The organism is Njordella aestuarii (genome assembly GCF_056494165.1).
Window position 1 is genome coordinate 5,133,360 of record NZ_CM151397.1, and the last position, 25,572, is coordinate 5,158,931.

A 25,572-nucleotide genomic window follows, 5' to 3' on the forward strand; every position below is an offset into this window, starting at 1 on the left:
TTAACAAAGCATTGAGCTAATCCAACCATGAATGATGACAATCAAACGCTGCTGCACGCTTCGGCGAATGGCTCGCTGTTTCCAGTCGCCGACATGTTTGGAGTGTCGAACCGAGAAGCTTGGGTTGCGGAACTAGCGCACTGGTACGAAGCCGATTGGCAATTGGCGTTGCAAGGCGGAGCACCTCCAGAACATCAACTTCTGATTTCAGTACTAGACGAATCGCGTCAGTCTGAGGCGAGTGAGGTTTTGAATTTTATCGAAAAGCATTACCGTTCGCGATTCCGCGGCGGCTCGTCGCCAACTGCGAATGTGGCTGATGATCCGACCGTGTATCAGCCAATCGAGCCAGCCGTTCAACCTTCGATCGAACTGGACGAACCGACAGCAGTTCTCCGTGCATCCCCAGAGCTAAAGCCGTCGGATATCACGATGCCGCTTCGCTCCGATCCAACGGCTGGTGAACTTACAGAGATGTTTCAAACGGCTGATCAAGGCAGCTTTGATTTTTCGGTAGGTCAAAAAAGCTCCAGGGCGATCAACAGCGACGTCGACCCGAGAACTTTCCCGCGCATTCCTGGCTACGAAATAAAAAGCGTCCTAGGTCGCGGAGGGATGGGGATCGTTTATCGAGCTTGGCAAGAAGGGATTGGACGCGACGTTGCGTTAAAGATGGTGCTTGCGGGCGCGCACGCGAGCCAGGAAACGCTTGACCGTTTCCAAGCGGAAGCTCGTGCGGTAGGTCGATTTCAACATGAAAATATTGTTCGGATTTTCGATATTGGAACGCATGATGGACTCCCCTATTTCTCTCTAGAATTCGTCGATGGGAATACGCTCTCGGAACGGATTGATGGCAAACCGATGGATCCCGTCGAAGCCGCAACAATAATCGAGCCGCTTGCGCGAGCACTTGGATTCGCACACCGTAAGGGCGTAGTTCATCGCGACATGAAGCCCGGCAACGTGTTGCTAACTCAAGATTGTGTGCCAAAGGTATCCGACTTCGGCTTGGCAAAACAACTTGAAGATGGATACGAGCATAGTCGGACGGGCGATGTCGTTGGTACGCCCAGCTACATGGCGCCAGAACAAGCACTTGGTGAAAAGTCCGTTGGTGCACCAGCTGACATCTATTCTTTGGGGGCAGTTCTCTACTGCTCGCTGACTGGTAGGCCTCCGTTCTTGGCGGCAAAATCGACAGATACGTTAATTCAGTTGCTGCATGAGGAGCCAGTCCCACCTATTCGCTTGCAACCTGGCATTCCAAAAGACTTGGAAACGATCTGCTTGAAATGTTTGCAAAAGGAACCGGAAAAGCGATACGAGGATGCCGATGCAATGGCAGATGATTTGCGACGTTTCGTTGCAGGTGAACCTATATCCGCACGGCCTGTAACTCGAATTGAACGAGCCGTTCGTTGGAGTCGCAGAAAGCCAAAGCAGGCCGCTCTTGTTGCGACCGCAATCGGACTCGGTGGGATCTTGATGATCGGCGGTCCAGCGACTGCCGCTATAATCAATTCACAGAAGAAAGAAGTCGTCAAGGCGAAGCAAGTTGCAGAGAGAAACGAGCAAGACGCGCAGATTGCTCGCAAGCAGGCCGAAGAAAACGCCCGACAAGCCGCGATGAACGCGCAGCTTGCACAGGAGAACGAGGCCAAGGCAGACCGCAATGCTGAAGTTGCTTTGGACCAACAAAAGAATGCGGTCGACGCTCTAAAATCGCTTGTGTTTGAAGTCCAACGAACGATGCAAGACAAGCCTCAACTGCGGTCGTTACGCCAATCGCTACTCAATGTTGCGACGGATGGGCTCAAACGTATGGATGCCTCGAGCGGAAACAGCAATGCACAAAATATGATCGCCGCTGCTATTGATCGACGACTCGGTGACGTCAACCTCGAGCTTGGTAGAGTTTCCGAGGCGAAAGTCAATTACGAGCGATGCCTTGAGAAATTGCTTACGTTGAACGAACATGGGGAACTCAAAAACTCTCACCATAATCTGTCTACGATATATGATTTGTTAGGTACAGCTGCTCGTCGAGCGGGCTTGTTGGAAGATGCCGAGTCTTCTTTTGCAAAGGCGGTTGAACTTCGCCGACAGTGGGTCGCGCAATCACCTCAGGATGGGAACGTTAAACAAAATTTAGCTGCCAGCTTGGGAAAGCTCGGTGGGCTGCTTCACGAAGAAGGACAACTGGATAAGGCAGCGGAATTTCTCAACGAGAGTGCCCAGCTTCGCAATGACTTTCTTGCCGAAAATCCTGCAAGTTTGAGTGCTCAGGTTGAAGCGATCGGATCACGATGGATGCTGGCAAAGCTTGAACTCCAAAAAGGCGAATTACATGCAGCGATTGAGAACCTGCAACGCATTGCAGACGATTTGAATCGCGTTCGCAGCCAACAGTCGTCGAATCCAGCGCATCAGATAAATTATGGCTTGGCACTCAATGATTTGGCGAACGCTTTTCTGTATAACGCTGAACCGGCCAAAGCACTTCCGCTCTACCAATCCGCCGTTGCAGTGCTAGAGGAAGTAACAAAAGAGGATCCCGACGGCATTCAGTCGCAAGAGATATTGGCTGAATTTCTTTATGGGCTTGGTGCCTGTCAAGTCGACTTGGGTCTTAAGGAAGAATCGCAGAAAACGTTTGCAGAGTCGGTCGAGATTCGTCGTAAAGTTCATCAGTCCGAACCAGATAACTTGGCACGGCAAATTCCGTACTGGTTATCCACTGTGCGAACTCATGAACTTGATGAGCCTATCAAGAACGCAATTGAATTAGCGAAGACGACGTCAGACCCGGCAACGCAATACCTGCTCGCAAGCATTTTGAGTCAAGCAGCGGGAGCGAGTATCGACGGTGCACAATTGCCCGAAAACGCAAATGCGGATGATCTTTTGATTGAAGCTGCTCGACTTCTAGACGCGGCAATCGCGTCTGGCTTTCATCGTGCGACAGACTTAAGATTCGATCCTAACCTAAGGCCGCTACGAGATTCAAAACACTTTGAGCATATCGCCAGCCACTTGTCGCAGCTGAATTAGGCGTGCTCAACATCGTCGCTGTTTGCATCTCCTTCAAACCTAGCGACCAGGTCAAAAATTGGTGATGCGATCAGCGTGGTCAGGATCGCCATTATCACGAGCGTTGCAAAGATGCTTTCCGAGATAATGCCTCTTTGAAGCCCGATGTTAATGATAATCAGCTCCATCAATCCGCGCGCGTTCATCAGCGTGCCGATTCCGATCGATTCGCGATTTGAAAGCCCGCACAGTTTGGCAGCAACTCCGCAGGCGACGCCTTTGCCAAGAATCGAGACTACCAAAATCACAAGACAGATCATCCAAAGGTACCACGAATCCAGCAGGCCAATATGTGTGTTAAGTCCCGAATAGGTAAAGAAGAGTGGTAGCAGCAACGCAACCGTCAAAGGCTGAATGCGATCAGTCGCTTGCTCGCTCATACCACCTCGCGGTATCGCGACGCCCATAATAAAGGCTCCGAATACTGCGTGCAGCCCAACGAAATCGGTGAACCATGCTCCGAAGCAAGCAAAAGCAAGGACGACTGCAAAACCGCCGTCGCTGAGCCTGCCGCCTACCAAAAAAAGACTGTTGAATCGACTGAATAACGGTCGGAAGATACCGAAGACAATCGCTACATATGCAATGCCGCCCAAAATATTCTGAAGAGCGGCCGTCCAATCATGATCGAAGCTTGCTAGCACAACAGCCAGTAGCGCCCAGGCTGCTGCGTCGTCGATTGCTCCCGCCCCGATTGCCACGGTCCCCATTCGAGTGCCAGTTAGGCCGCGAAAATGGATTATTCTTGCGAGCATCGGAAAGGCTGTAATGCACATAGAGGCTCCCAAGAAGAGCATGGCTTCAAACAACGACGTTCGCTCAGGAAACAAGCTTGTGTTATGAAAAAGGAACCATGCAACGGCCGCTCCCAGAAAAAATGGCGTAATCATACCAGCTAGTGAAACGGTGACCGATGTGAAAAGATTCTTCCTCACTACGTCAGGCGTGAATTCCATTCCCACGACGAACATGTAAAGGGCTAGTCCGAGCTGCGATGCAGGGAAGAGGTAACTCTGTGTATCACGCGTCTGTTGAGTATTATCCCACGGAAAGATAGCTGCTTGGAGGTCCGGCAGCAGCCAGCCAAAAAGAGAAGGGCCGAGCATCACGCCAGTGATCATTTCGGCGACCACTTGCGGTTGACCGAATCGCTTTGCAACTGCACCGACAACTCGGCAAGCTAGCAATATGATCGCCAGTTGAGCGAAAAAGAGAACAGCTAGTTCGACATTACTTTGCAAGATGTAGCACCACTACAGGGAAAACTTCTGCGGCCCCCGAATATAGTTGTCGAAACAACTGTTGTCCAGACACACCTGCTTGCGGCAGACCTCTTGTTCTACCTCGTGCAACTTTCAGGTTTGCACACTAACCGCTGGCAGCGAGCGTCTAACCAAAGACGGTATCAATTTTGCTTTGGCCAGTCAGGTAAGTAGCAAGCTCGACTGCTTGCGTAAGTCTCCAAAATTAGGAAAGCTCGAACTGATGAAAAACGCCCAACTTGCCGACCCACGAACAGCATACGCTCGCCCGCCGTTTAAAAAACAAAGTGAGATCGACGTCCCAGGCAAAACGAACGAAATGACTCCAACACCGGATCATGGGGAAGAGAGCTATCGAGGCTCTAACAAGTTGAGCGGACTGACAGCGGTTATCACGGGAAGTGATAGCGGCATCGGTCGCGCGATTGCAATTGCGTATGCACGAGAAGGGGCGAACGTTGTATGCGTATATCTATCTGAAGACGAGGATGCTCGCCGAACGACCAAGCTTGTGGAAGAAGCTGGCACGACTGCGATGGCTATTAAAGGGGATTTGCAGGACGAAGCCTTTTGCAAATCTGTAATCGCAAAGACGGTGGAAAAGTTTGGGCGGATTGACATCCTTGTAAATAATGCCGCATATCAAGAGACCGAGACGCAACTGGAAGACTTTTCTACTGAAGGATTTGATCGAGTCTTCAAGACCAACGTATATGCAACGTTTTGGCTCTGCCGCGAAGCCCTACCAAAACTGACAGCAGGAGGCAGCATCATCAACACTGTTTCAATTCAAGGCTACAGCCCTTCGCCGGAACTGTTGCCTTATGCGACCAGCAAGTCTGCACTGATCGGTATGACGAAAGGCCTTGCGAAATTGGCTATCGAACATGGAGTGCGAGTAAACGCTGTGGCCCCAGGCCCGGTCTGGACGCCATTAATTCCCTCCACCGTGGGTCTGGAAAAAACACAGAATTTTGGCGCTGACAACCTGTTCGGACGTCCAGCGCAGCCTGCAGAATTGGCCCCGTTGTACGTTTGGCTAGCATCACCAGAAGCAAGCTTCGTGACAGCGGAAGTTTACGGTGCAACCGGCGGACGAACTCCCGTGTGATGATCCGACTAGAATTCACGATTGGATTTAGGTCCTGCCCTACATTGGCGAACGCAAACAGTTATAATGAGTCTTCCCACCCGTCGACTCTGACTTTACTGTTTGCCTTCTTATGCGCAACGTCTTTCATACGTTCCCTCGCGGTTTCGCCTTACTATGGGTAATCGTTGCGGCGTCATCTTCTGTACTTTTAGCCGATACATCCGTCGATTATCTCAAAGAGATTAAACCGCTCCTAACAAAGCATTGCTATAAGTGCCATAGCTCGATCGCTATGGAAGGCGACGTTCGACTGGACAGTCATTCAGCAATCGTTTCCGGCGAGTCACCGATGGTCGTTGCGCACGATCCACCACGCAGTCGTCTTCTCGAACTCGTTCGCGGTTCAGAAGGCGAGTGCATGCCGCCTACCGGTCTAGGACTTGACGAAAATCAGATTGCACTCCTCGAGCGATGGGTCAGTCAAGGCGCAATCGGCCCGCCTGATGGTGATGAAAGTCGTGTAGACCATTGGGCATTTAAGCCTCCGACAATGCCGCCTCTAGTGCAACCTCAAGACGGCGTTTCGGCGATTAATCCAGTCGATGCAATTCTATTTGCTGAGCAAGATCGCCTGGGCATACAGCGAGTGGAGGAAGCGGATCGAAATTTACTGCTTCGCAGGTTATACATCGATTTGATAGGAATTACACCTTCTCCAGTAGAAATCGACGCATTCAAGAATGACATCCGCGACGACGCATATGAAGCAGTCGTTGACCGGTTGTTAGCAAGTCCCATGTATGCGCAGCGGTGGGCGAGGCACTGGATGGATGTATGGCGATACAGCGACTGGGACGGATTTGGTGAGGAGATTCGCGAGAGCCAACCTCACATCTGGCGATGGCGTGAATGGATAATTCGCTCGTTGAACGAAGACAAACCTTACAATCAGATGATCACCGAAATGCTAGCGGGTGATGAAATACCTAACTCCAGCGATGAAACGATCGCGGCGACAGGTTTCCTCGCACGTCAGTGGTACAAATTCAATCGTAACACATGGCTTGAGAACACAGTCGAGCACACGAGCAAGGCCTTCATGGGCATCACCATGAACTGCGCCAAATGCCATGACCATATGTATGATCCGATTTCGCAGAAAGACTATTATAGCCTGCGAGCTTTCTTTGAACCACTCGATATACGAACAGATCGCTTGCCGAACAATCCCGACACAAAGCTAGATGGCTTGGCCAGAATATTTGATAAGCAGCCCGATTCACCTACATTTATTTTTCACCGCGGCAATGAAAAAACACCGCTGACCGACAAACCGGTTCAACCCAGTGTCCCAAAAGTATTCAATGTTCAGCTCCCTGAAATCGCCCCCGTTTCTTTAGAACCAGTTCAGTATTATCTAGCAAGGCGCGACTATGTACAGCGACAGTTAATCAGTGCAGCAGATAGCGAAGTCGAAAAAACGAAAACAGATGCTGAGAATCTGAATAGTGCGGAACAGGCTTCGGAGCTGGAACGGCGAATTGCAAATGCAGACTATAAGGCAGCCATCGCAGCACGAGCATCACTGGAAGCGAGACTGCTGGCTGATAACGCAAAATTCAGCTCGGACTCTGAAGTTGCGGATGCCTCTGACGCCAACTACACTAGACTGGCCCAACTCGCAAAAACGCTTGAGCTTCAGCATGCGATCGATGCACAGCAAGTCGTTGTCCTTCGCGCCGAACATTCACTGGCAAAGCTGATTGCCGAAGAATCGAAGAAGACTGACAGCAGCGAATCAACTTCAGAGCCCGTTGTAAACCAAGCACAAGAACCAACTGCGATCGTCGAGCAGCGAAACAAGCTCGCAGCACTACAAAAGGCGCTGAGTGAGTTACATATCGGCCTGAATACGGCGGACTCCAATTACACACCATTAACCGAAGTCTACCCAGAACAAAGTACAGGACGCAGGCTGGCTTTAGCTAAGTGGATAACCGATCGGCAACATCCGTTAACTGCGAGGGTGGCTGTGAATCACGTTTGGTTGCGCCATTTTGGCAAGCCACTGGTTGAATCGACCTTTGATTTTGGACTGAACGGTCGCGAGCCCGAGAACCAGGATGTCTTGGACGCGTTAGCTGTCGAGTTTATGAATGCGGGTTGGAGCTTCAAGAAACTTCATCGTATGATTGTCACAAGCCATATCTATCGGCAACGTGGTTCTTTAACGTCCTTACACGCGCACAATTTCGCCATCGATCCCGACAACAAATCCTACTGGCACAGTCCGTCGCGGCGAATGGAAGCGGAAGCGATACGCGATACGACGCTGTCCATCGCTGGAAATCTGGACCTCAGCGGCGGTGGCCCAGATCTCGACCCTAACACTGCGGACAATTCGCTGCGCAGGAGCATTTACTACCGCTGCAGTAAGGAAAAAAGACCGGTCTATTTGGCTCTTTTCGATGGTCCGAGCGTAGTCGAGTGTTATCGTAGAAACGAAAGTATTGTTCCGCACCAGGCTCTCGCACTGATGAACAGCGAATTCAACTTCAAGCACGCACAGGATACGGCTCGGTTGATTCGCGCTGCCATATCCGAGGATGTCTCTTTAACGGACAGCCAGTCGGAGGCCTTCATCGCTCGCGCTTTTCTAACGATCCTCGGCCGCTCGGCGACTGCTCAGGAAATTGAGGCTTGCAAAGTGTTCCTTCAGGAACAATCGCGGCGTCTAAACAAAGAAGCCTCGGCGAGCACTATTGAACCGGCAGCAGAAGTAAGCCTCGTGCTAGTATTGTTCAACCATCACGAGTTTATCACTATTCCATAGCGCGAGAGCATCATGAACGATTTTAGACCTCCACTAAATCCAAATCGCTCGCGTCGAATGTTTTTGGCCGATGTCGGTATGGGATTGGCCGGAATTGCCGCAGCCGACCTCTGGCGACAAGAAAACGCGGTTTTCGCTGGGGAAAGTGAAGCGGTGAAGCCGACGGCGAAAGCCAAGAGCGTGATCTGGATATTCCTTATCGGCGGTATGAGTCACATGGAATCGTTCGACCCAAAGCCTGCGTTGAACGAGCATGCAGGCAAGACGATCGCTGAAAGTCCGTTTTCCGCGACCTTGGATTCGCCATATGTGAAGAAGAACCTCCGAGAATTTGTAGAAGGCTTGCACAAGGTTCAGCCGAAACTGTATCCACTTCAAGTCCCATTCCAAAAATATGGCCAGAGCGGGATGGAGTTGAGCGATTGGTGGAAGCAGTTGGGAACTCACTGTGCCGATGATTTGGCGATCGTACGTTCCATGTGGACAACGGACAACGACCATGGAGCTCAGTTGCAATTTCATACGGGACGGCACGCAATTGAAGGACGATTCCCAACGATTGGCTCTTGGGTAGACTATGGTTTGGGCGCAGGACATCGAGATTTGCCGAGCTATTGCGTGTTGGGAAAACCACTTGCAGACTGTTGTGGTGGAATTGGTGGGCATGGTGCCGATTACTTAGGACCTCAATACGCGGGCGTTCCCTTGTCGACCGACCCAAACGCTCCGCTGCCTTATGCGACATTACCGGAAGGTCGGTCACCGGAAGCACAGAAAGCCGAATTCGAATTCTTGAATCAACTGAACACGCTGTCCAATGTCGATTATCCGGACGATGACAAGCTCCGCGCAAGAATTAAGTCTTACGAATTGGCTTTTCGGATGCAAGCGGCTGCGCCAGAGGCAGTATCACTTCAAAATGAAACCGCAGCTACTTTGTCGATGTATGGAACCGAGGAGGAGCCGACAAAGGTTTTTGGCCAGCAGTGCTTGGTTGCTCGGCGGCTTGTAGAGCGCGGTGTTAAATTCGTTCAGATCTTTCATGGCAGCGACGGTGGGGCAGGGGCATGGGATGCTCACAGCAATCTGCAAGCAAGCCACAGCAAACTTTGCCAGCAAGTAGATCAGCCGATTGCTGGCCTGATTCGGGATCTAAAGCAACGCGGGATGCTGGATGAGACGTTAGTAGTGATTGCCACGGAGTTTGGACGAACACCGGGAGCGGAACAGTCCAATGGCCGCGACCATCACCCCTACGGCTTCTCGATTGCTTTGGCGGGAGGGGGCGTACGAGGCGGAGTGGTTCATGGTGCGACAGACGAAATCGGCTTTCACGCTGTCGAGGATCGTCATTACGTTACCGACCTGCACGCGACGGTTCTTCATCAAATGGGCATCGATCACCGCTCGTTGGAAATTCCTGGACATAAACGACTCGATCTCGATTTCGGCACACCGATCCACGCCATCATCTAACTGTTAAAAGCGGCAGAATTCACACGGCAAAAGTTCGCCGGGATCTGTCTAATCGTCAGTAGCAATTTCGTAATCGAATTTGCTGTCCGCTTCTCGCCATAACCAAGAGTTGATTTGAAGCTGTGGAGACACGATGAATGATTCTCCTAGAAATTGGCCGGCAAGTCTAATAGACATGACATAGATTTTCGTAGTAATATCTATTTGCTTGATGCCACTGCCTAACACTTGCGAACCGGATGTCCCTTTCTTTGCCGGAGGCTTAAATCGCTTCACGGCCGCGTTCGCCGGTCCGGATTCGGATGCAGTCTTCCAGAGGTAGAACGAAGATCTTGCCGTCACCGACTTGCCCCTCGCCCTCACTCTTGGCCGACATTGCAATAGCTGTAATGGTCGGCTCTACGAATTCATCATTGACTGCAATCTGCAGTTCGACTTTGCTCAATAGGTTAGTTGCATATGCAGGCGCGTCGAAGCCCAGCTTCTGGCCCTTCTGTCGCCCGAACCCCTGACAATCCAGGACCGTCAACCGAGAGACCTCGATAGCGGCCAGAGATGCCTTTACGGCTTCCAAGCGACTCGGCTGAATAATTGCAATGATCAGTTTCATGGATACATCGTGCCGCTTGGCATCATGGGAGCAACTTCGGTGGAAACGCTAGATGGTACATGTGCCAACTGCTATGCCTAGAGAGCTCCGGTTTTCGACCGCAAAAATAAAAAAAGCTCGAAGACACCCAGACTCGGCAAAGTGAGGCGGACACTTCACACAAGTCTTTTTGGGCACCTTCGAGCTTCTGGGCAGAAGCGGAAGTCACATTAAATCCACAACTTTAGGTCAACGTGGCCGGTTGCATCAGACCGCAATCGATCTGACGCAAACCGGTCCCAACGCTGGGTAGTTTCTTATATTTCTTCTCCTATTGCAGTCGCTGTGCCAGAGTGTGAAAACACCCGTCGCTTCTGATCCGCAAACCACTGCCACGAAAGAGTTTAAACACTTCAAAATTTTGTTTTGCGAATTTGAAAGCAGACCTTTCCGCAATTCTTTTTAGCAACCTGCACTCATCTTTGCTTAAAACACAGGCAAGCCTGGGGAGAGCCAGAGGTCCATTTGCCGACGGCTTTGCCGGTCTCGCTATCACGCCTGGCCCCGCCAGTGTGCCTCGCCTCCTGCAATGGCAATTCGAACTGCTGTCTTCTCGCACCAGCGGACTGAAGAGAGAAGCCCGCCGGCATTTGGCGGCCTGAAATAACTCCAGTACGCAATGTCATTGGTTAGCGTAGATGATGAAATTGCGACGTGCTCCTGGCCCAACGTTGGGGCTGTCTGTAATCGGGGCTAGCATGTCGGAATTGGTTTCGTAATCGCTGAAACCGCAAAATGCCGTTACTAAAGAGTTAACAGCCCCAATCCGCCCTTGGCAGGAATGGGTAGCAAGCATAGACTTTCGAGTTTCTTACAAGGAAAAATGCTGCTGGTATGCAAATGCAACCGCTTCTATCTTTCTTTCGCTGAAAAAAATTATCCGGTGTGCACAGGAAGCGCAACCGCTCATGCTCTATTTGAGGACTTCTTTCTAGGAGAAATCAATGAAGGGCAGAAGCGTTTTTTCTTCGCGTGACACCTCTCGGTCATTCGAAAACATCAACCTTCCCAACGTTCTCATGTCGTGGTCCTCACTCCCGTTTTTCTTCGCTCAGGCAACCCAGGCAATTATTCCAGGGGCTGGCGTTCAAGCAAACAACAATAATTCTGCCGACGGCGACGTGGGTACTGGAATTCTGATGATCGGCATCTTGATCGCCGTCTTCGTAATTCCGTTCGTGATCGGTCACTTCCTATCAAAGCGGCTGAAAATGCCGACTTACGGAGGATCGATCGGAATTATTCTGGCGGCCGTGATCGGTAGCATTTGCATCTTTGCTACGAACGAGTTGCGATACGGCCCAGATATCAGCGGCGGTACCAACCTGATTTATGAGCTGGACAAGACTCAGCGTCTGATTCCCGATGGCAGTGGCGCACGGATCACGGCCAAGGATTTAATGGAGCCTTTGCGGGAGCGTTTGAATCCGGCGGGAACGAACGAACTGATAATTCGTCCAAACGGCGATGATCAAATTGAAATTATCGTCCCCAACAAAGATCAGTTCGAAGTTGATCAGATCAAACGCGAAATCTCGGAAGCTGGAATTTTAGAGTTTCGGATCGTTGCTAATTCTAACGACCATAGCAACATCATTGCGTTAGCTCGTCGAAATGCCGAAGCGCCGTCTGAGTTTGAAAGGTTGGCCCGCGAAGTTCGCGACGAAAATGGAAAGCTGGTTGGGCTTTGGCGACCAGTTGGACGTGAGGACATGGTTCAGAATGGTGTAAGAGCTCTTCGAACAAGCGTTCAACAGGGTGTTGACCTTGCCCGCGACTCCAGCACTGGTCGCTTGCTTCCCATGTATCCTGGCAGCACGGAAACCAACGGTTTTGAAAAGTGGCTGGACAGGCAGGGCATAAGGGATATCGATATTTTGCTGGCACTTGAAAAGGCCGGTACAGAGTTCCCAGAAGTCACCGGTTCGGACATCGCAAGTGCTCGTGTCGACGCAAGTTCAAATGGCGGTTACGAAGTCGTCTTCAAGATGCGTAATTCGGGCGCGAGTAAACTTTCCAAGCTGACGCTTCGTAACCAGCCCGACCCTAACACAGATTTCCATCGCCGCATGGCAATCTTGCTTGATGGTCGCGTGCTTTCTGCTCCGCAACTCAACCAACCAATTTCGACCGATGGAGTGATCACCGGGAATTTCAGTCGGACCGATGCTGACTTTTTGCAGAAAATTCTGCAGGCAGGTTCCTTGCCTGCCGCACTGAACAAGACGCCAGTCAGTGAAAACCAAATCAGTGCGACCATGGGTAAAAACGCAATCCAGAAGGGGGCCTTCGCTGCGATTGCGGGTTTGATCACCACCGCTCTTTTCATGTTGGTTTACTATCGTTTCTCGGGTGTTGTTGCGTGTATTGCACTTGCAATCAACTTGATGCTCATCGTGGCTTTCATCATCATCATTCGCCAGCCAATCACGATGCCAGGCCTTGCCGGTTTGGTACTGTCGGTGGGAATGTCTGTCGACGCGAACGTGTTGGTATTCGAGCGCATCAGAGAAGAAATTGCAAAGAGATCAACCGGAAGATTGGCGATTCGCAATGGTTTCGACCGCGCCATCACGACAATTATCGACTCAAACTTAACGACCCTGATTTCAGCTGTCGTGTTGTACTGGGTGGGAACGGATCAAGTGCGCGGTTTCGCAATCACTCTGATCATCGGTATCCTCGCAAGTATGTTCACGGCGGTGTTTTGCTCGCGAGTTATTTTTGAGATTTGCGAACGACATCGGTTGGTCAGTTTCGGAATGTCGGATATCGTCGGATTTCTGCGCAAGAAAATGTTGGGTGAGAAGGACTTCGATTTCATGTCTTGGCGCAAGCTTTGTTATGGTATCTCCTTCATTGCGATGGCGGTGGGCATCATTGGGCCGGCACTGCGTGGGCGTCAAATCCTCGACATTGACTTTAATGGTGGAACATCGGTAGTCTTCGTCTTAAACAAATCGATGCCTACGGAAGAAGTGCGGAACCTAACGACTTCGATCTTTAACGTAGACGAGCAAAACCTTCCGATTCAGTCCACGCTTACAAGCGTCCAGATCCCCGATCTGGATGAACGCGTCTACAAGCTAGACACTTCGCTCAAAAGTGTAGATGAAGTCACCAAACGTCTTGTCGAAGGGTTTCAAGCGACCGAGAATGGCGCTCGTCTGCAAACTTATAGCGTCAACGCAGAAGTCAAACCGGGAACTGAAGATTCGGGCCGGAGAACTTCCAATCTGCGTCTGAAGTTCGTGAACTTTCAGGAAGAAAATCCAGCTGAAACGGCCGGAGATATTACGGCTGAAACTTCGCCAACGGATTCTGCTGAAGTGACTGAAGAAGTCGACGTGGCCGATCCAGTGGCAGCTGTCCAAGAAGAAGCTTCGACTACGGTTCAACAAGATACGCCTGAGAACGAATCACCCGCCGCAGTGGAAGCGGGTGCGGAAGCAAATCCTGCAGCAAGCAACTTGCGGACGATGATTGATCTTTCATTTAATGCTGGCGATGAAGGCGCAGCGGCGAAGATCAACGCCTCCGGACTAATAGAAAAGCTGATTTTGGCAGGAAAGCAAACTGGTTTAGAACTGAATGAAACCCAGATACGACTTCAACCCAAAGACGCCAAGGACTGGACGCCCGACAGTGAAGTAGGATATCCCGAATGGGTCGTCAGTTTGCCACTGGATGCAAGCAAATCGCAAGAAGTCATTGACAATTTCAAGACACAACTTGCCGATGAACCAATCTGGCAATCCGTTGCAAAAATCGACTCCCGTGTTGCAGGTGAAATGCAGACCCGGGCGATCTTGGCACTGGTTGTCAGCATGGTTTTCATTACGGCTTACATCTGGTTTCGTTTCCAGAAGATCGCTTATGGCATCGCCGCTCTGATCGCGTTGGTGCATGACGTCTTGATCACGCTGGCGTTTGTCGCGATCAGCCACTGGCTTTTCAGACCACTTGGATTCCTATTATTGGATGACTTTAAGATATCGCTAAATATGATCGCAGCCTTTTTGACTATCATCGGTTACTCACTGAACGACACGATCGTCGTGTTTGACCGTATTCGTGAAGTGAAGGGCAAAGCTCCAAAGCTTACGTCAGAGATGATTAATCAGAGCGTCAATCAGACGCTCAGCCGTACGTTGCTTACTTCGTCAACGACAATCGTAGCCGTCTTGCTGCTGTACATCTTAGGTGGTGAAGCTGTTCATGGATTCTCTTTCGCGCTCTTGATAGGTATCCTAGTCGGTACTTATTCGTCGATCTTTATTGCAGCACCATTGTTACTTTGGTTCGCTCAGCGTGAAGAAGCCAAGCGCGAACTAAAGTCAGTCTAAATTTGAAGTACTAGTTTGAAGTTTTCGAGAGGGCGGATTGATGCAGATTGCAAAATTTCAGGGGAAAAATGGTCCTGACGTTGGGAAAATCGAAGATGGCTTTGTTCATCCGCTGGACTTAGCGTCGTTCGGGATTCCAAACTTGTCGAATCTGCTAGCTCACGATGATTTGTTCGCGATTGTAAAACAAATTCCTGTCCGCGATGCGGCCGTGCCCGTGGAACAAACTCGATTTCTTCCGCCCCTTGACCATCAAGAAGTTTGGGCGGCGGGTGTAACCTACAAGCGCTCGCAAACGGCGAGAATGGAAGAATCCGAAGCGGCAAAGGATTGTTATGATCGTGTCTACGAAGCCGACCGCCCAGAAATTTTCTTCAAAGCGACTCCGCGTCGCTGCAGTGGCCACAAAGGGTTGCTGCGCATTCGAACGGACGCCCACTGGAATGTGCCTGAACCAGAACTCTGCTTGGTAATTTCCCCAGCCGCAAAGATCGTCGGGTTCACGATTGGTAACGATATGAGCTCGCGTGATATCGAGGGGGACAACCCGCTCTATCTACCGCAGGCGAAAGTGTACAACCAATGCTGTGGTCTGGGCCCATGGATCACTCTTGCAGATTCAATGCCTGAACTATCCAGCGTAAACATCTATTTGTCGGTATTGCGAAATGGGAACGAAGTCTTCTCGGGCAACACCGATGTTTCCCAGATGAAACGAAAGGTCGATGATCTGGTGAAATGGCTTTTCCATGACAACAGCATGCCAGACGGTGTACTATTGTTGACTGGAACAGGCATTGTGCCTGACAGTAACTTTACACTGAAACCTAATGATGTCGTAAAGATCACGATTGACGGCATCGGGACACTCGAAAATTCGATCGTTCAAGGCTAACACGATTTAGCCAACCTGATCTTTCGGTTGTCCGTGTCGAATAATAGCACACGAGCTTCATACTTCTTGTGCTCATCCATCGACGGCAGTACTACTTCTTTTCCAGTTCGAATCTCTTGTTTTTGAGGTAAGCGATTTATGACCGTCCAGCCCGTGCTCATCGACGGCAAACTTGTTTCCAGCTCCGGTAGTGAAACATTCCAAGTCACGAATCCAACAACTTCCAGTTTGTTGCCTGAATCCTTTCCAATCAGTCCCTGGAAAGAAATTGATGCATGCCTCACTTCTGCTGCGGCAGCGGCTGCAGCTTTAAAAAATGTTGATAGAGCAACGATCGCATCGTTCTTAGAAAAATACGCTGACGCTCTGGATGCAAACTCCGATGCTTTAGTGGCTGTAGCTGCCGCCGAGTCTGGCTTGCCTGCATCGCCTCGGTTGAAAGACGTGGAGCTTCCTCGGACAAGCGGTCAGCTTCGTCAAGCCGCCACTGCAGTGCGGACTTCCAGCTGGACGAATCCAATTATCGATACGAAGACTAACATCCGATCGTGCCTCGAGCCGCTCGGGCCTGTCTGTGTGTTCGGTCCGAATAATTTCCCCTTCGCTTTCAATTCGATCGCGGGTGGGGATTTTACGGCGGCTATCGCTGCAGGCAATCCTGTCATTGCCAAAGCCAACACGTCGCATCCACACACGTCGTTCAAGCTGGCTGAACTTTGCCTGTCCGCGCTTAAAAGTGCTGGATTGCCTACTGGCACGGTACAGATGATCTACCGAACATCCCACGCCGATGGCGAGCGACTCGTCTCCGACCCACGCGTTGCGGCAACCGGTTACACCGGCAGTCGTCATGCAGGCTTGAAGCTTAAGTCTGCTGCCGATGCTGCGGGTAAACCGTTCTATGCAGAACTATCTTCCATCAATCCCGTCGTATTCTTGCCAAACTGTTTAAAGGAACGGGGAGATGCGTTGGTAGATGAATACGTAACAAGCGGATTGATGGGAGCAGGCCAGTTTTGCACGAATCCGGGCTTGCTTTTGTTGCAGGCTGGCGATGTGGCAGACAAATTCGTCAGCGGCGTCATCGAGAAATATCGCAGCACAAAACCAGGCACTCTGCTTACACCTTCTGTCTGCAAATCATTGCGACAAGGTGTCGACACAGTGACTAAATCTGGCGCAAAGCTTGCGGTAGGTGGAACGGAACATGACGATGGTCGAGTGGCTTTCCAAAACACGGTTCTTGAAGCCGATGGGGATGCATTCCTGAACGCTCCCGAAAAGTTTCAGACGGAAATGTTCGGTAATGCTGTGCTAATTGTTCGCTGCCGCGATTTGTCACAGATCGTGAAGGTCATCAGCGAGTTAGAGGGCAATTTGACCGGTTGCATTTACAGTGCTAAAGATGGAAGCGACGATGAAGCTTACGACGCAGTCGCCCCTGTATTGGCAACCAAGGTCGGACGATTGCTAAACGACAAAATGCCGACCGGCGTCGCTGTTTCGGCCGCGATGAACCATGGCGGTCCCTATCCAGCCACCGCCCATCCAAACTTTACCGCAGTCGGAATTCCTTCGTCAATTCCAAGGTTTGCTAAGCTGACATGCTATGACAATGTTCGCGATCATCGCTTGCCAGTCGTGCTGAAAAACAAAAACTCAATCGACGGACTTTGGCGAAATATTGATGGTCGCTGGACAACTGATTCACTGTCGTAGCCAATGACTTGAGAGACTTTATTATGAAGACGACAGCCGCCAAACAGCTATTCACACCCGAGAACGCGGAGTTGCGATTTTTACCAGAGGGACCATATCCTTTGGATGACAACCGCTTCTCTTGGGTCTCAATCCAACATGGTGCTGAATCAAAAGTTGGCGCGCTGAACATCTACGACTATAAAGAGAACTCAAATCGCTCCTATGTTTTGCATGGCAGACCCGGGTTCGCTTTCCCGACTTCAGACGACAACGTATTCGTGGTTGGATGCGAACGTGAGGTAGGGCTGTTTGATATCCGCGATAGTTCCTGGAAAGTCTTGTGTGATGGTATCGATAGTGATTGTGAAGGCACAATCGTCAACGACGGGTTGATTTTTGAAAACAACCTGATTTTTGGTACCAAGGATCTTGAGTTCAAGACCAAGAAAGCGTCGCTGTACCTCTTTCGTATGGCAGATCGTAAACTTATCAAACTTGCCGGCGAGCAGATCTGCAGCAATGGGAAGGTCGTGCTGAAGCAAGATAACGGAGCACTCAAACTGCTCGACATCGATACTCCGACGCAAGAAGTTGTTTCGTATGATCTCGATATTGACGCAGGAAAAGTTAGCCATCGGACCGTTGTCGTCGATTGCAAAAACCAAACCGGTTTCCCCGACGGCATGACTATCTGCCCAGAAGGAAGATCGGTTTTTATCAGTTTCTACAATCCTGATTTCGCTCCAGTCGGCGAAACGCGGCAGTTCCTTTTAAGCGATGGAACCTTGCTGGCGACTTACACGACCGCCGATGCTCCTCAAAACACTTGCCCTCAACTCTGTTTGCTCGACGGAAAAGTGCGTCTAATTATTACGACAGCAATTGAACACATGCCGCAAGAACGACAGAGTAAATCGGCGGCTTCGGGTGCGATTTTCGTCGCTGATACAGATTTTCGTAGTGGGACCGACTGCCCGCGGCTTGAACTTAGCTAGCCAATAATCGATTTTAAACCATCTCGTAAAACGCTAAGTAGCTTCTTCGCATTTTATCTATCCTGCCTGGACAACGTTGACGGTATCTCACGCAGGTTGCTTTCTTTGGTTTATCCGACTTTTCTTCACAGTCAAAGCCGCTCGTTCGACGATCTCTAGTTGAGATAGCTTGATGCGCCAGAGTTGCAAACTCACATTGGCAGCATTCCGAATCGATAGCCTCTTTTGTCACCAACACAGCGAACCGCAAGCGATTACAGATGATTGTCGTGCTTGCATTTGCAACTGTCCTTATGACCGAACGTGCGACAATCCTGAGAACGTCAAAGCATACTTCAGCGAATTCCGCCATGAAGTCTGAGCCTTGTCGTGCTTCGCGTTCTATCTGGCTTGCCGCTTGCCTGGGTTTGCTCCCGATCTCCAGCGTCCTATTCTGGGCCGCTTGCACGCTGCCGTTGTTTGTTAAGTTTCGCTTTCGCTGGGTTGCAATATTCGCTCCAATTTTTTTCGTAGCAGCATTCAGCATCGATGCGATGGTTGCGCCGGTGGGCAAGCAAATTCTCGAATCGCCGCGATTTCATAGCACCGGTATATTACTGTCTAATACGCCGCTGCTGTACCTGACCAAGTGGTACAACTCTGTCGTGATGGGGCATTTTATCGTGCTAGCGGCACTTGCTCCGGTTGCACTATTACTAGATTGGTGCGTAAATAGAGCTTGGAGAACGCGAGCCTCAACTTTGATTGAACAAGCTCATCTTGCAATCACACCTGCCACTGATGTACCACCGGAATTGATATCGGTCCATGATAACGTGGATGTCGAGTTAATGGTCGGCCGACAGATCATCGACGAAGTAAACGAGATGGCCGCGGATGTGGAAACTGCGACACGGCAGAACATCAAACCGGCAATCAAAACCGAGCTTGACTCTCCCGTACTTTGTCCACAGTTCGAAAGCAAGCATTGGGTGGCGGCAACCAACGCTCAACGCCATGACAACTACTTTACCGCCGAAACCTTACAGCATTTCGATGAGTCACTAAATTTATTAGAAATGCATCGGCAGCAGATTGAATCATCTGCTTCCGATGAGGCTCTCAGCCGCGATTGTTTTGCCACTGAGAATTATTCCATGACTAGAAAAGACGAACCTGTCGGTCATGGTTCCAACATGTTTCTACCTCGCGTGAAAAATTCTAAACACTTTGTTGGACAGAAATATCAAGTGAAAGAAACTATCATTGACATCATTCGTTTCGCAAAAAGAAACGCGGTTCCTTCGGGAAGCACGCGTAGTGAGCATACCAGCAACGACGCTCCGGCGCAGATAAAGCCCGCGGCCATTGCGAACGCGATTGGCTTGCCATTGGGTGAGAATTCGACATTTGCCAACGGTGAAGCACTGCCGTTCTTAATGGGGTACCTAAACGGCGTAAGAAAAGCCTCGGACCAGGCGGGAGAACGCTAATGTATCGCACGCTCAGACGTTCAGCAGGCGTAATCGCTATTCTCGGAATGCTGAGCGGTTCCGTTTACGTTGCTGGACTTGCAAGCCTTAAGTCCCATTTGCGTAACGTATTGAAGCAGGACATTGGGCTTGGATACTACAAGCTGAACCGGTTTGGCAACATCACCAGCCTACATGACCTAGAAATAGTCGATTCGCGTGGACTCCCAAATGTTTATGTCGATCAAGTTTTTATAGACCACCGCCCCCACGCGCTCGCGTCAGGGCGGTTTGAAATTGATCGAATTGTGGCCGAAGGGGTCAGCATTCGAGCGCTAGATCAAGTTAACAACTTGCTCCTTAACGAAGCAAACGAACTACAAAAGCTTAGTGAGAGTCATTCCTTTGCCAGCGAAACGGCTGCACCTGAGAGCCCTGACGTTTCCAAGATTATCGAGAGCACGCTAGTTAGCTGGAAGTCTGAATGGGACACAGTCTTAGTCGGCTATCAAAGCGAAATCGCCCGACTTTCGGGCACTGCGGGAAGTTTCGATGCACAAGGGTTTGTGGTTGAGAATCCCCTCAGAGATCGCCAAATTCTTCAAGCCCAAATCAGCTCGATTAAACTCCTGGAAGCTGAGATTGCAAAGGTAGAGGCAGACATAAGAAGTCGGGAGCAAAAGCTAGTCTCCGACTCGAAAGCAATCGAACGAAACTGTCTTCAATTCTTAACTGATGCGGAATCAGCCAACTCACAGTTGTGGAAGTCAAAGCAACAAAAGATTACTCAAGCAAATCTCGACGTTATGCGGAACGCGTTGACGGGCTATCTACTGCGCAGCACGCTTGGTCCACTGCAGATCGTCAATAATGTCGCCACTGCATCTAACAAGCTGATGCAACCGCCTGCGTTGATACCTGCAAGTCGGGGTGAAGATTATTGGGAACAGTTTAATCACAAGCCAAATTCTTCGATCAAGAATGTGCTGTTGCGAGGCTCTACCGATTTGGGCTTTATGGATTTTCGCTTTGATGCAACTTGCCATGAAGCAGCAGCGACTCAGGACGCAAATCGACCATTCGTGATCGTACTGTCATCCTCCTTGCCTACCGATTCGGTTTACGGTTCCCGGCTGACCGGAAATGTCTCTGATAACGGTAATATGAGTTGGCAAGGAGAGTATTCGGGGAAAGGCATCGTTCTAACTTCCGACTTACTAACCGAACCTAATTTTAAACTGACCATTGATGCAGATCATTTCAACGTAGAAGGTCATTCAAGCGAAGTATTGCGAAGCCAAGAAGTGGAATGGTCGGCGAAGGCAATCAAGTTGATCGAAATTCGTAAAGACGCGAATACCTCAACGGAGCTTGAACCGATTGCTTTTGAAAATGTGTCAGCCCATTTGACATATTCCATGAACACGTCCAACACTCCTGACTTTTCTGTTGAACTTGCTGCGGACTTCATAGACACTGCGGCGGATCAGCTTTTGATTCGTATCGAAAATGAAAATATCGCGTTCGCGGTTCCGATACCTGCAAACCAAATTTCCGCCTCGGTGCGATCTCAAACCATTGCACTCGAGCAAGAACTGCAGTTACTTGATAAGCGTCTGCAGGAAGTTAAGAGTTCTCTCTCTACACAGCACCAGTTGTTCGTCCGGCATTTATCGCCGCAAAATGTCCGCACCGCTCGGCTGCCTTAGCATCGTAGCAGTGAGCGTGCGTTGTCATGCAGCATTTTCTTTAAGCACGATTCACTGTAGCCACGCTCCCGCATGACTTCTTCTGCAGTCGTTAAGAGTGCGGTCGCGCCTACGAAATGCTCTGCCTTTAGATCTCGGGCAACGCCGCTCTCGCCAATGGTCACCGTCCTTGCTCCGAGGGTATAAATGCCTGGGCCAAGTCCCGCGGCACTGATAGCATCGCTAACTAGTACTATTCGGTCCGTTCCAAAATAGTCGACCAACACTGGCAGCAGCCATACAGGTAGATGGTGTCGATCTGCAATCAAACCTACGTACAGATCTTTCCCTACGCTCAACAAACGCCACAAGATGTTATCATGCCGGTGCAGTAAATTTGGACAAGCATTTCCTAAGTGTGTAATCATCGCCAATCCCTGATCAACGCACTGCGTAATTTGCTCGCGAGAGGCATCTGTATGTCCCGCCGACACCACGACACCCGCATCGGTAAATATCTTGGTAACGAAACCGCCCGGATCACGCTCTGGCGCAAGCGTTAGCAACTTCAAGTAACCTCCGGCAGCATCCAGCAACCGGAGAGCATCGTCCTTGTTGGCGTCGCATGTGTATTGTGCTGGATGGGCACCAACAAAGCCCGCTTCACTGGATAAGAACGGGCCTTCCACGTGTATACCCAAACAGTTCGTCTTTTCTTGGGAAGAAGCATCCAGGTATTGCGCTACGTTCTTTAATCGACGCAACATCGATTCCATGTTGTCCGTTATGATGGTTGCCAAAAAACCATCCGTATTGGACTCTAGCAATTTTTCGCATGCGAAACAAAACTCTTCTTGGGAGAGAAAGTCATCATTGAAGTCGACTCCGAAGCAACCATTGATTTGCAGATCGACATACTTCATCGTTTCTTCTCTTGCTCTGTATCGAGTATGCTCAGTTTGTTATTTCACGAACATTCGATTTGTTTGTTTGAGACAATTTGCTCGCAGAATCGATGTCACAAAACAGATAAGTGTTGGCGTGTTGCTGCAGTATTGACGCAGGAACCATAGGCGTGACTTGTCCTTCAACTGCGGCCGCTACAGCGATTGACTTTCGCATATCGGGCACACTGCAAATTATCGACTTGGAAGCTAGAATTTGCTGAACGCTCATGCTGATTGCTCGCTTTGGCACTTCATCCAGCGAAGCAAACCATCCCTCTCCAACCTGTTGTTCTCGGCAGGCTTGGTCCAGCTCCACAACGCAATATGGCTCAAGCGTTGCAAAATCAGCAGGAGGATCATTGAACGCCAGATGGCCGTTCTCGCCAATACCGATCAGAGCAACATCAATAGGTGAATGCTGGATTGCGATGCCGGTCAGTATGCATACTTCGTCTGGGTTGTTTACCCCTGAAAGAAAATGCATCGATCGAAGAGGGACTCGTGATGCGAAACGCTCACGCAAGTAACGGCAGAAAGAAGCCGGATGTTGATCGTCCAGACCGATATATTCGTCAAGATGAAAGGCATCAACGCATGCCCAATCGATTGAATGAGCATTGCAAAGTTGCTCGAGAACTTCGAACTGGCTGGACCCCGTAGCTACAATGATCCGGGCCTCACCTTTGGCCTCGATTGAACTTCGGATCTCGTCTGCCGCACGTCTAGCGGCCGCGATGCCCAGCTCCTGGCGGTTGGAGAGAATCTGAATTTCCACTCTTAGTTTGCCTTCGAAAAGTTACCGTTAATAAAATCTTTTTAACAACGTCCCAGGATACCGCGCTGAACTATTTCTCGCCGCCCGGTGTCATTCCTGTTGAAGAGAATTTTGGGTTCAAACCGGCTCTAGCCAGCCTGGAATCGGAGGGCTTAGTTAGGCTGATAGAAATTTCATCACTTCAAGGTACGAAGTAGCTCAATATTTGTGCAGCCACCCAGCAAGCGATGCGTTTCCAAAAACAATTTGCCGCGAAATCCTGCGAGTTTATGACGGTAACGCTCGAGGGCAAGTTGTGCGGCCTAATTATTGCTATAGAGGCTACGACTCGTCCGTAGCACCGTGTATTGCTTACAATCTAAGTTAAATTTTCATGATCAATAGTCGTTTATTGCACTTTAGATGTTCTCTAGAGCGGAATAATTTGCATAATATTGCTTCTTCATTCACAGCAGATGGGATTCTGCATACGTCAGACGGCAGGTATCTACGGCTCGAGGGTTTATCGGATGGCTCTTGCGTCACTTACCGAAGCTTTGAAGGAGTATCGCGTGACCTCAACAGTTAGATTCACCCGTCCATGCCCAACGTGTGGTCGAATGCTCGAGATATCGGTCAATTTGATTGGCCGTTCCGTCGCGTGCAGTCACTGTTCGGCTGAGTTCCGAGCAACGCCTCCTCAAGACCGTTCCACGGATGAGGATCAGTTACTCGAAGAAAAAATTGATCGCCTTTTGGAAGAAGTGGACGCGTACTACCGTCCCGTCCGCAACTTGGCAGTATCGCGTTAGGACAGAGCTCATCTCTTTCAGATGGCTCATTGCGATGCGGCCCCGGAGCGTTGAATATCCAATCCAAAGCACTGTTGCATGTCTTCGAAAAAATGAGGATAGGTTTTGGCAGTGCAGCCTGGATTGGTAATCCAAATCTCGGGTTGCCTCAAACCTACCAGTGACATGCTCATGGCCATCCGATGGTCATTGTATGTCTCAACAGTCGCGGGCATGGTTGTTTTGGGCGTAATAGTCAAACCATCGGCGTGCTCGTCCACTTCAGCCCCAACACGGCGTAACTCGCGAGCCAGATCTGCAATTCGGTCCGTCTCTTTGAATCGATTGTGCGCAACGCCCCGCACCCGCGTCGGCCCTTCCGCGAAAAGTGCTACCGCTGCCAAAGTCTGCACTGTGTCGCTGATCGAATTCATATCGATGTCGATGCCACGCAAATTCTTTCCTCTGACAAAGATCCAATCGTTGGCAACTTCCACTTCGCATCCCATCTCACGCAGGACATCTGCGAACTTGACATCTCCCTGCAGGCTATCAGTTCCTAAATTGCGGACAGTTACTTCACCGCGCGTAATCGCAGCCGCAGCCAGGTAGTAGCTGGCAGCGGAGGCATCTGGTTCGATTACGTACTGTTCCGCATGATAATGCTGCGGTCCATCAATGCTGTAGCATTCGTCAGAGACAGCAACGTCTACACCGAAACTTTTCATCACAGCCACGGTCATCGCAACGTACGGCTTTGACACCAATTGGCCAGCGACTTGAATCTGAACTGTGCCTTGTGCGTAAGGAGCGGCCATCATCAGACCACTTAAAAATTGGCTGGACACGTCACCAGGAACTTGGACTGTACCAGATGTTAAGCCTTTAGCTTTCAAGAACAGTGGAGGGCACTGGGGGTTTTCTTCGTTGACACTTTCAATATCGGCTCCAAGTTCACGCAAGGCACTAATTAAATCGCCGATTGGTCTAGCACGCATTCGAGCAACGCCATCCAGCTTGAATTGCCCCTCGCAGGCGGCGAGCGCTGCCGTTAGAAAGCGGATTGTGGTGCCGCTGTTGGCGACGTAGATTTCGCCGCTCTTGTTTGGCAAGCTGCCATTGCAGCCATGAACAACGCACTCTTTACTAACAGGATCGAAGTCGATCCGCAGTCCGAGTTGCCGCCAAGCGTCAATCATCACTTCGGTATCTTCGCTGATTAACATGTTCTGCAAGCGACACACACCGGTCCCCAACGCCGCACAGATCAGTGCGCGATTCGAAATACTCTTGGACCCCGGCGGGGTGATATGTCCCTGGAGAACGCCTTTGGGAACAAAACAGACGGCTTGGCTAGAAGTAGCGGCGTTCATGGACTTGGCGAATAGCGGGCGAGAAGCGGTAAAGGCTACATCGATAGCCGATTACCGGCACATGCTCAAGTCGTGATGGGGCTAAATTCGTCGGCGCGATAGAAAGTACGATGAAATTCTCCCGCAAGACGTCCCGCCAGGGGAAAAACACGGTTTAACTGCCCTGTTCGTAGTGCCGCCAACGTTCGCAATACCGATTTAGGCGGCCTTGTTTTGCACTTATGC

The 25,572-nt window shown here is 50.4% G+C and carries 17 protein-coding genes; 11 read left to right on the forward strand and 6 right to left on the reverse strand.

Annotation, left to right across the window (positions count from 1 at the left end):
* Positions 1-27 precede the first annotated feature (27 nt).
* Entirely contained in the window at positions 28-3,054 is a 3,027-nt protein-coding gene (locus SH451x_RS20130; protein ID WP_479358886.1) for a protein kinase domain-containing protein, read from the forward strand.
* Here the strand turns inward: SH451x_RS20130 and SH451x_RS20135 are convergent.
* Positions 3,051-4,334, reverse strand: coding sequence for a cation:proton antiporter (locus SH451x_RS20135; protein ID WP_479358887.1), 1,284 nt, complete (start codon positions 4,332-4,334; stop codon positions 3,051-3,053). The genes SH451x_RS20130 and SH451x_RS20135 overlap by 4 nt on opposite strands.
* A 244-nt stretch (positions 4,335-4,578) precedes the next feature.
* Here SH451x_RS20135 and SH451x_RS20140 point away from each other — a divergent pair, with 244 nt between their 5' ends.
* The 3 genes from SH451x_RS20140 to SH451x_RS20150 all read left to right on the forward strand — a co-directional run bounded on the left by SH451x_RS20140 (position 4,579) and on the right by SH451x_RS20150 (position 9,757).
* On the forward strand, positions 4,579-5,466 hold the full coding sequence (locus tag SH451x_RS20140; RefSeq protein ID WP_479358888.1) for an SDR family oxidoreductase: 888 nt from the start codon (positions 4,579-4,581) through the stop codon (positions 5,464-5,466).
* Positions 5,467-5,578: 112 nt separating this feature from the next.
* Complete coding sequence (locus SH451x_RS20145) at positions 5,579-8,281, forward strand: DUF1549 domain-containing protein (RefSeq protein WP_479358889.1); 2,703 nt, start codon at positions 5,579-5,581, stop codon at positions 8,279-8,281.
* A gap of 12 nt (positions 8,282-8,293) precedes the next feature.
* Positions 8,294-9,757: a DUF1501 domain-containing protein gene (locus SH451x_RS20150; RefSeq protein WP_479358890.1), complete on the forward strand. Its 1,464-nt coding sequence runs from the start codon at positions 8,294-8,296 to the stop codon at positions 9,755-9,757.
* A gap of 48 nt (positions 9,758-9,805) precedes the next feature.
* Here SH451x_RS20150 and SH451x_RS20155 read toward each other — a convergent pair whose 3' ends face one another.
* Positions 9,806-10,033: a hypothetical protein gene (locus tag SH451x_RS20155; protein WP_479358891.1), complete on the reverse strand. Its 228-nt coding sequence runs from the start codon at positions 10,031-10,033 to the stop codon at positions 9,806-9,808.
* Positions 10,020-10,367 carry a P-II family nitrogen regulator gene (locus SH451x_RS20160; RefSeq protein WP_479358892.1) on the reverse strand — a complete coding sequence of 116 codons (348 nt, stop codon included), beginning with the start codon at positions 10,365-10,367 and terminating at the stop codon, positions 10,020-10,022. The genes SH451x_RS20155 and SH451x_RS20160 overlap by 14 nt, the downstream gene beginning before the upstream one ends.
* 983 nt (positions 10,368-11,350) lie before the next feature.
* Between SH451x_RS20160 and secD the strand changes: the two genes are divergently transcribed.
* From secD to SH451x_RS20190, 6 genes are all read left to right on the forward strand, one after another.
* Positions 11,351-14,752: a protein translocase subunit SecD gene (gene secD, locus SH451x_RS20165; protein WP_479358893.1), complete on the forward strand. Its 3,402-nt coding sequence runs from the start codon at positions 11,351-11,353 to the stop codon at positions 14,750-14,752.
* Between the two features lie 40 nt (positions 14,753-14,792).
* Complete coding sequence (locus SH451x_RS20170) at positions 14,793-15,647, forward strand: fumarylacetoacetate hydrolase family protein (RefSeq protein ID WP_479358894.1); 855 nt, start codon at positions 14,793-14,795, stop codon at positions 15,645-15,647.
* 138 nt (positions 15,648-15,785) lie between these two features.
* Positions 15,786-17,366, forward strand: a complete 1,581-nt coding sequence (locus SH451x_RS20175) for an aldehyde dehydrogenase (NADP(+)) (protein WP_479358895.1) — start codon at positions 15,786-15,788, stop codon at positions 17,364-17,366.
* A 23-nt stretch (positions 17,367-17,389) separates the two neighbouring features.
* The gene (locus SH451x_RS20180; RefSeq protein ID WP_479358896.1) at positions 17,390-18,343 is read left to right on the forward strand and encodes an SMP-30/gluconolactonase/LRE family protein; all 954 of its coding nucleotides are present in this window, start codon (positions 17,390-17,392) and stop codon (positions 18,341-18,343) included.
* Between the two features lie 350 nt (positions 18,344-18,693).
* Positions 18,694-19,815, forward strand: coding sequence for a DUF2062 domain-containing protein (locus SH451x_RS20185; protein ID WP_479358897.1), 1,122 nt, complete (start codon positions 18,694-18,696; stop codon positions 19,813-19,815).
* On the forward strand, positions 19,815-21,503 hold the full coding sequence (locus SH451x_RS20190; RefSeq protein WP_479358898.1) for an AsmA family protein: 1,689 nt from the start codon (positions 19,815-19,817) through the stop codon (positions 21,501-21,503). The genes SH451x_RS20185 and SH451x_RS20190 overlap by 1 nt, the downstream gene beginning before the upstream one ends.
* Here the strand turns inward: SH451x_RS20190 and SH451x_RS20195 are convergent.
* Both SH451x_RS20195 and SH451x_RS20200 read right to left on the reverse strand, forming a co-directional pair.
* Positions 21,500-22,405 (reverse strand): N-acetylglucosamine-6-phosphate deacetylase, encoded by a 906-nt coding sequence (locus SH451x_RS20195; RefSeq protein ID WP_479358899.1) that lies wholly within the window; start codon positions 22,403-22,405, stop codon positions 21,500-21,502. The two genes, SH451x_RS20190 and SH451x_RS20195, sit on opposite strands and share 4 nt — an antisense overlap.
* A gap of 31 nt (positions 22,406-22,436) precedes the next feature.
* Positions 22,437-23,204 carry a glucosamine-6-phosphate deaminase gene (locus SH451x_RS20200; protein WP_479358900.1) on the reverse strand — a complete coding sequence of 256 codons (768 nt, stop codon included), beginning with the start codon at positions 23,202-23,204 and terminating at the stop codon, positions 22,437-22,439.
* A gap of 509 nt (positions 23,205-23,713) precedes the next feature.
* Here SH451x_RS20200 and SH451x_RS20205 point away from each other — a divergent pair.
* Positions 23,714-23,995 (forward strand): hypothetical protein, encoded by a 282-nt coding sequence (locus tag SH451x_RS20205; RefSeq protein ID WP_479358902.1) that lies wholly within the window; start codon positions 23,714-23,716, stop codon positions 23,993-23,995.
* Positions 23,996-24,021: 26 nt separating this feature from the next.
* Here SH451x_RS20205 and aroA read toward each other — a convergent pair whose 3' ends face one another.
* Entirely contained in the window at positions 24,022-25,347 is a 1,326-nt protein-coding gene (gene aroA, locus SH451x_RS20210) for a 3-phosphoshikimate 1-carboxyvinyltransferase (protein ID WP_479358904.1), read from the reverse strand.
* Positions 25,348-25,572 lie beyond the last annotated feature (225 nt).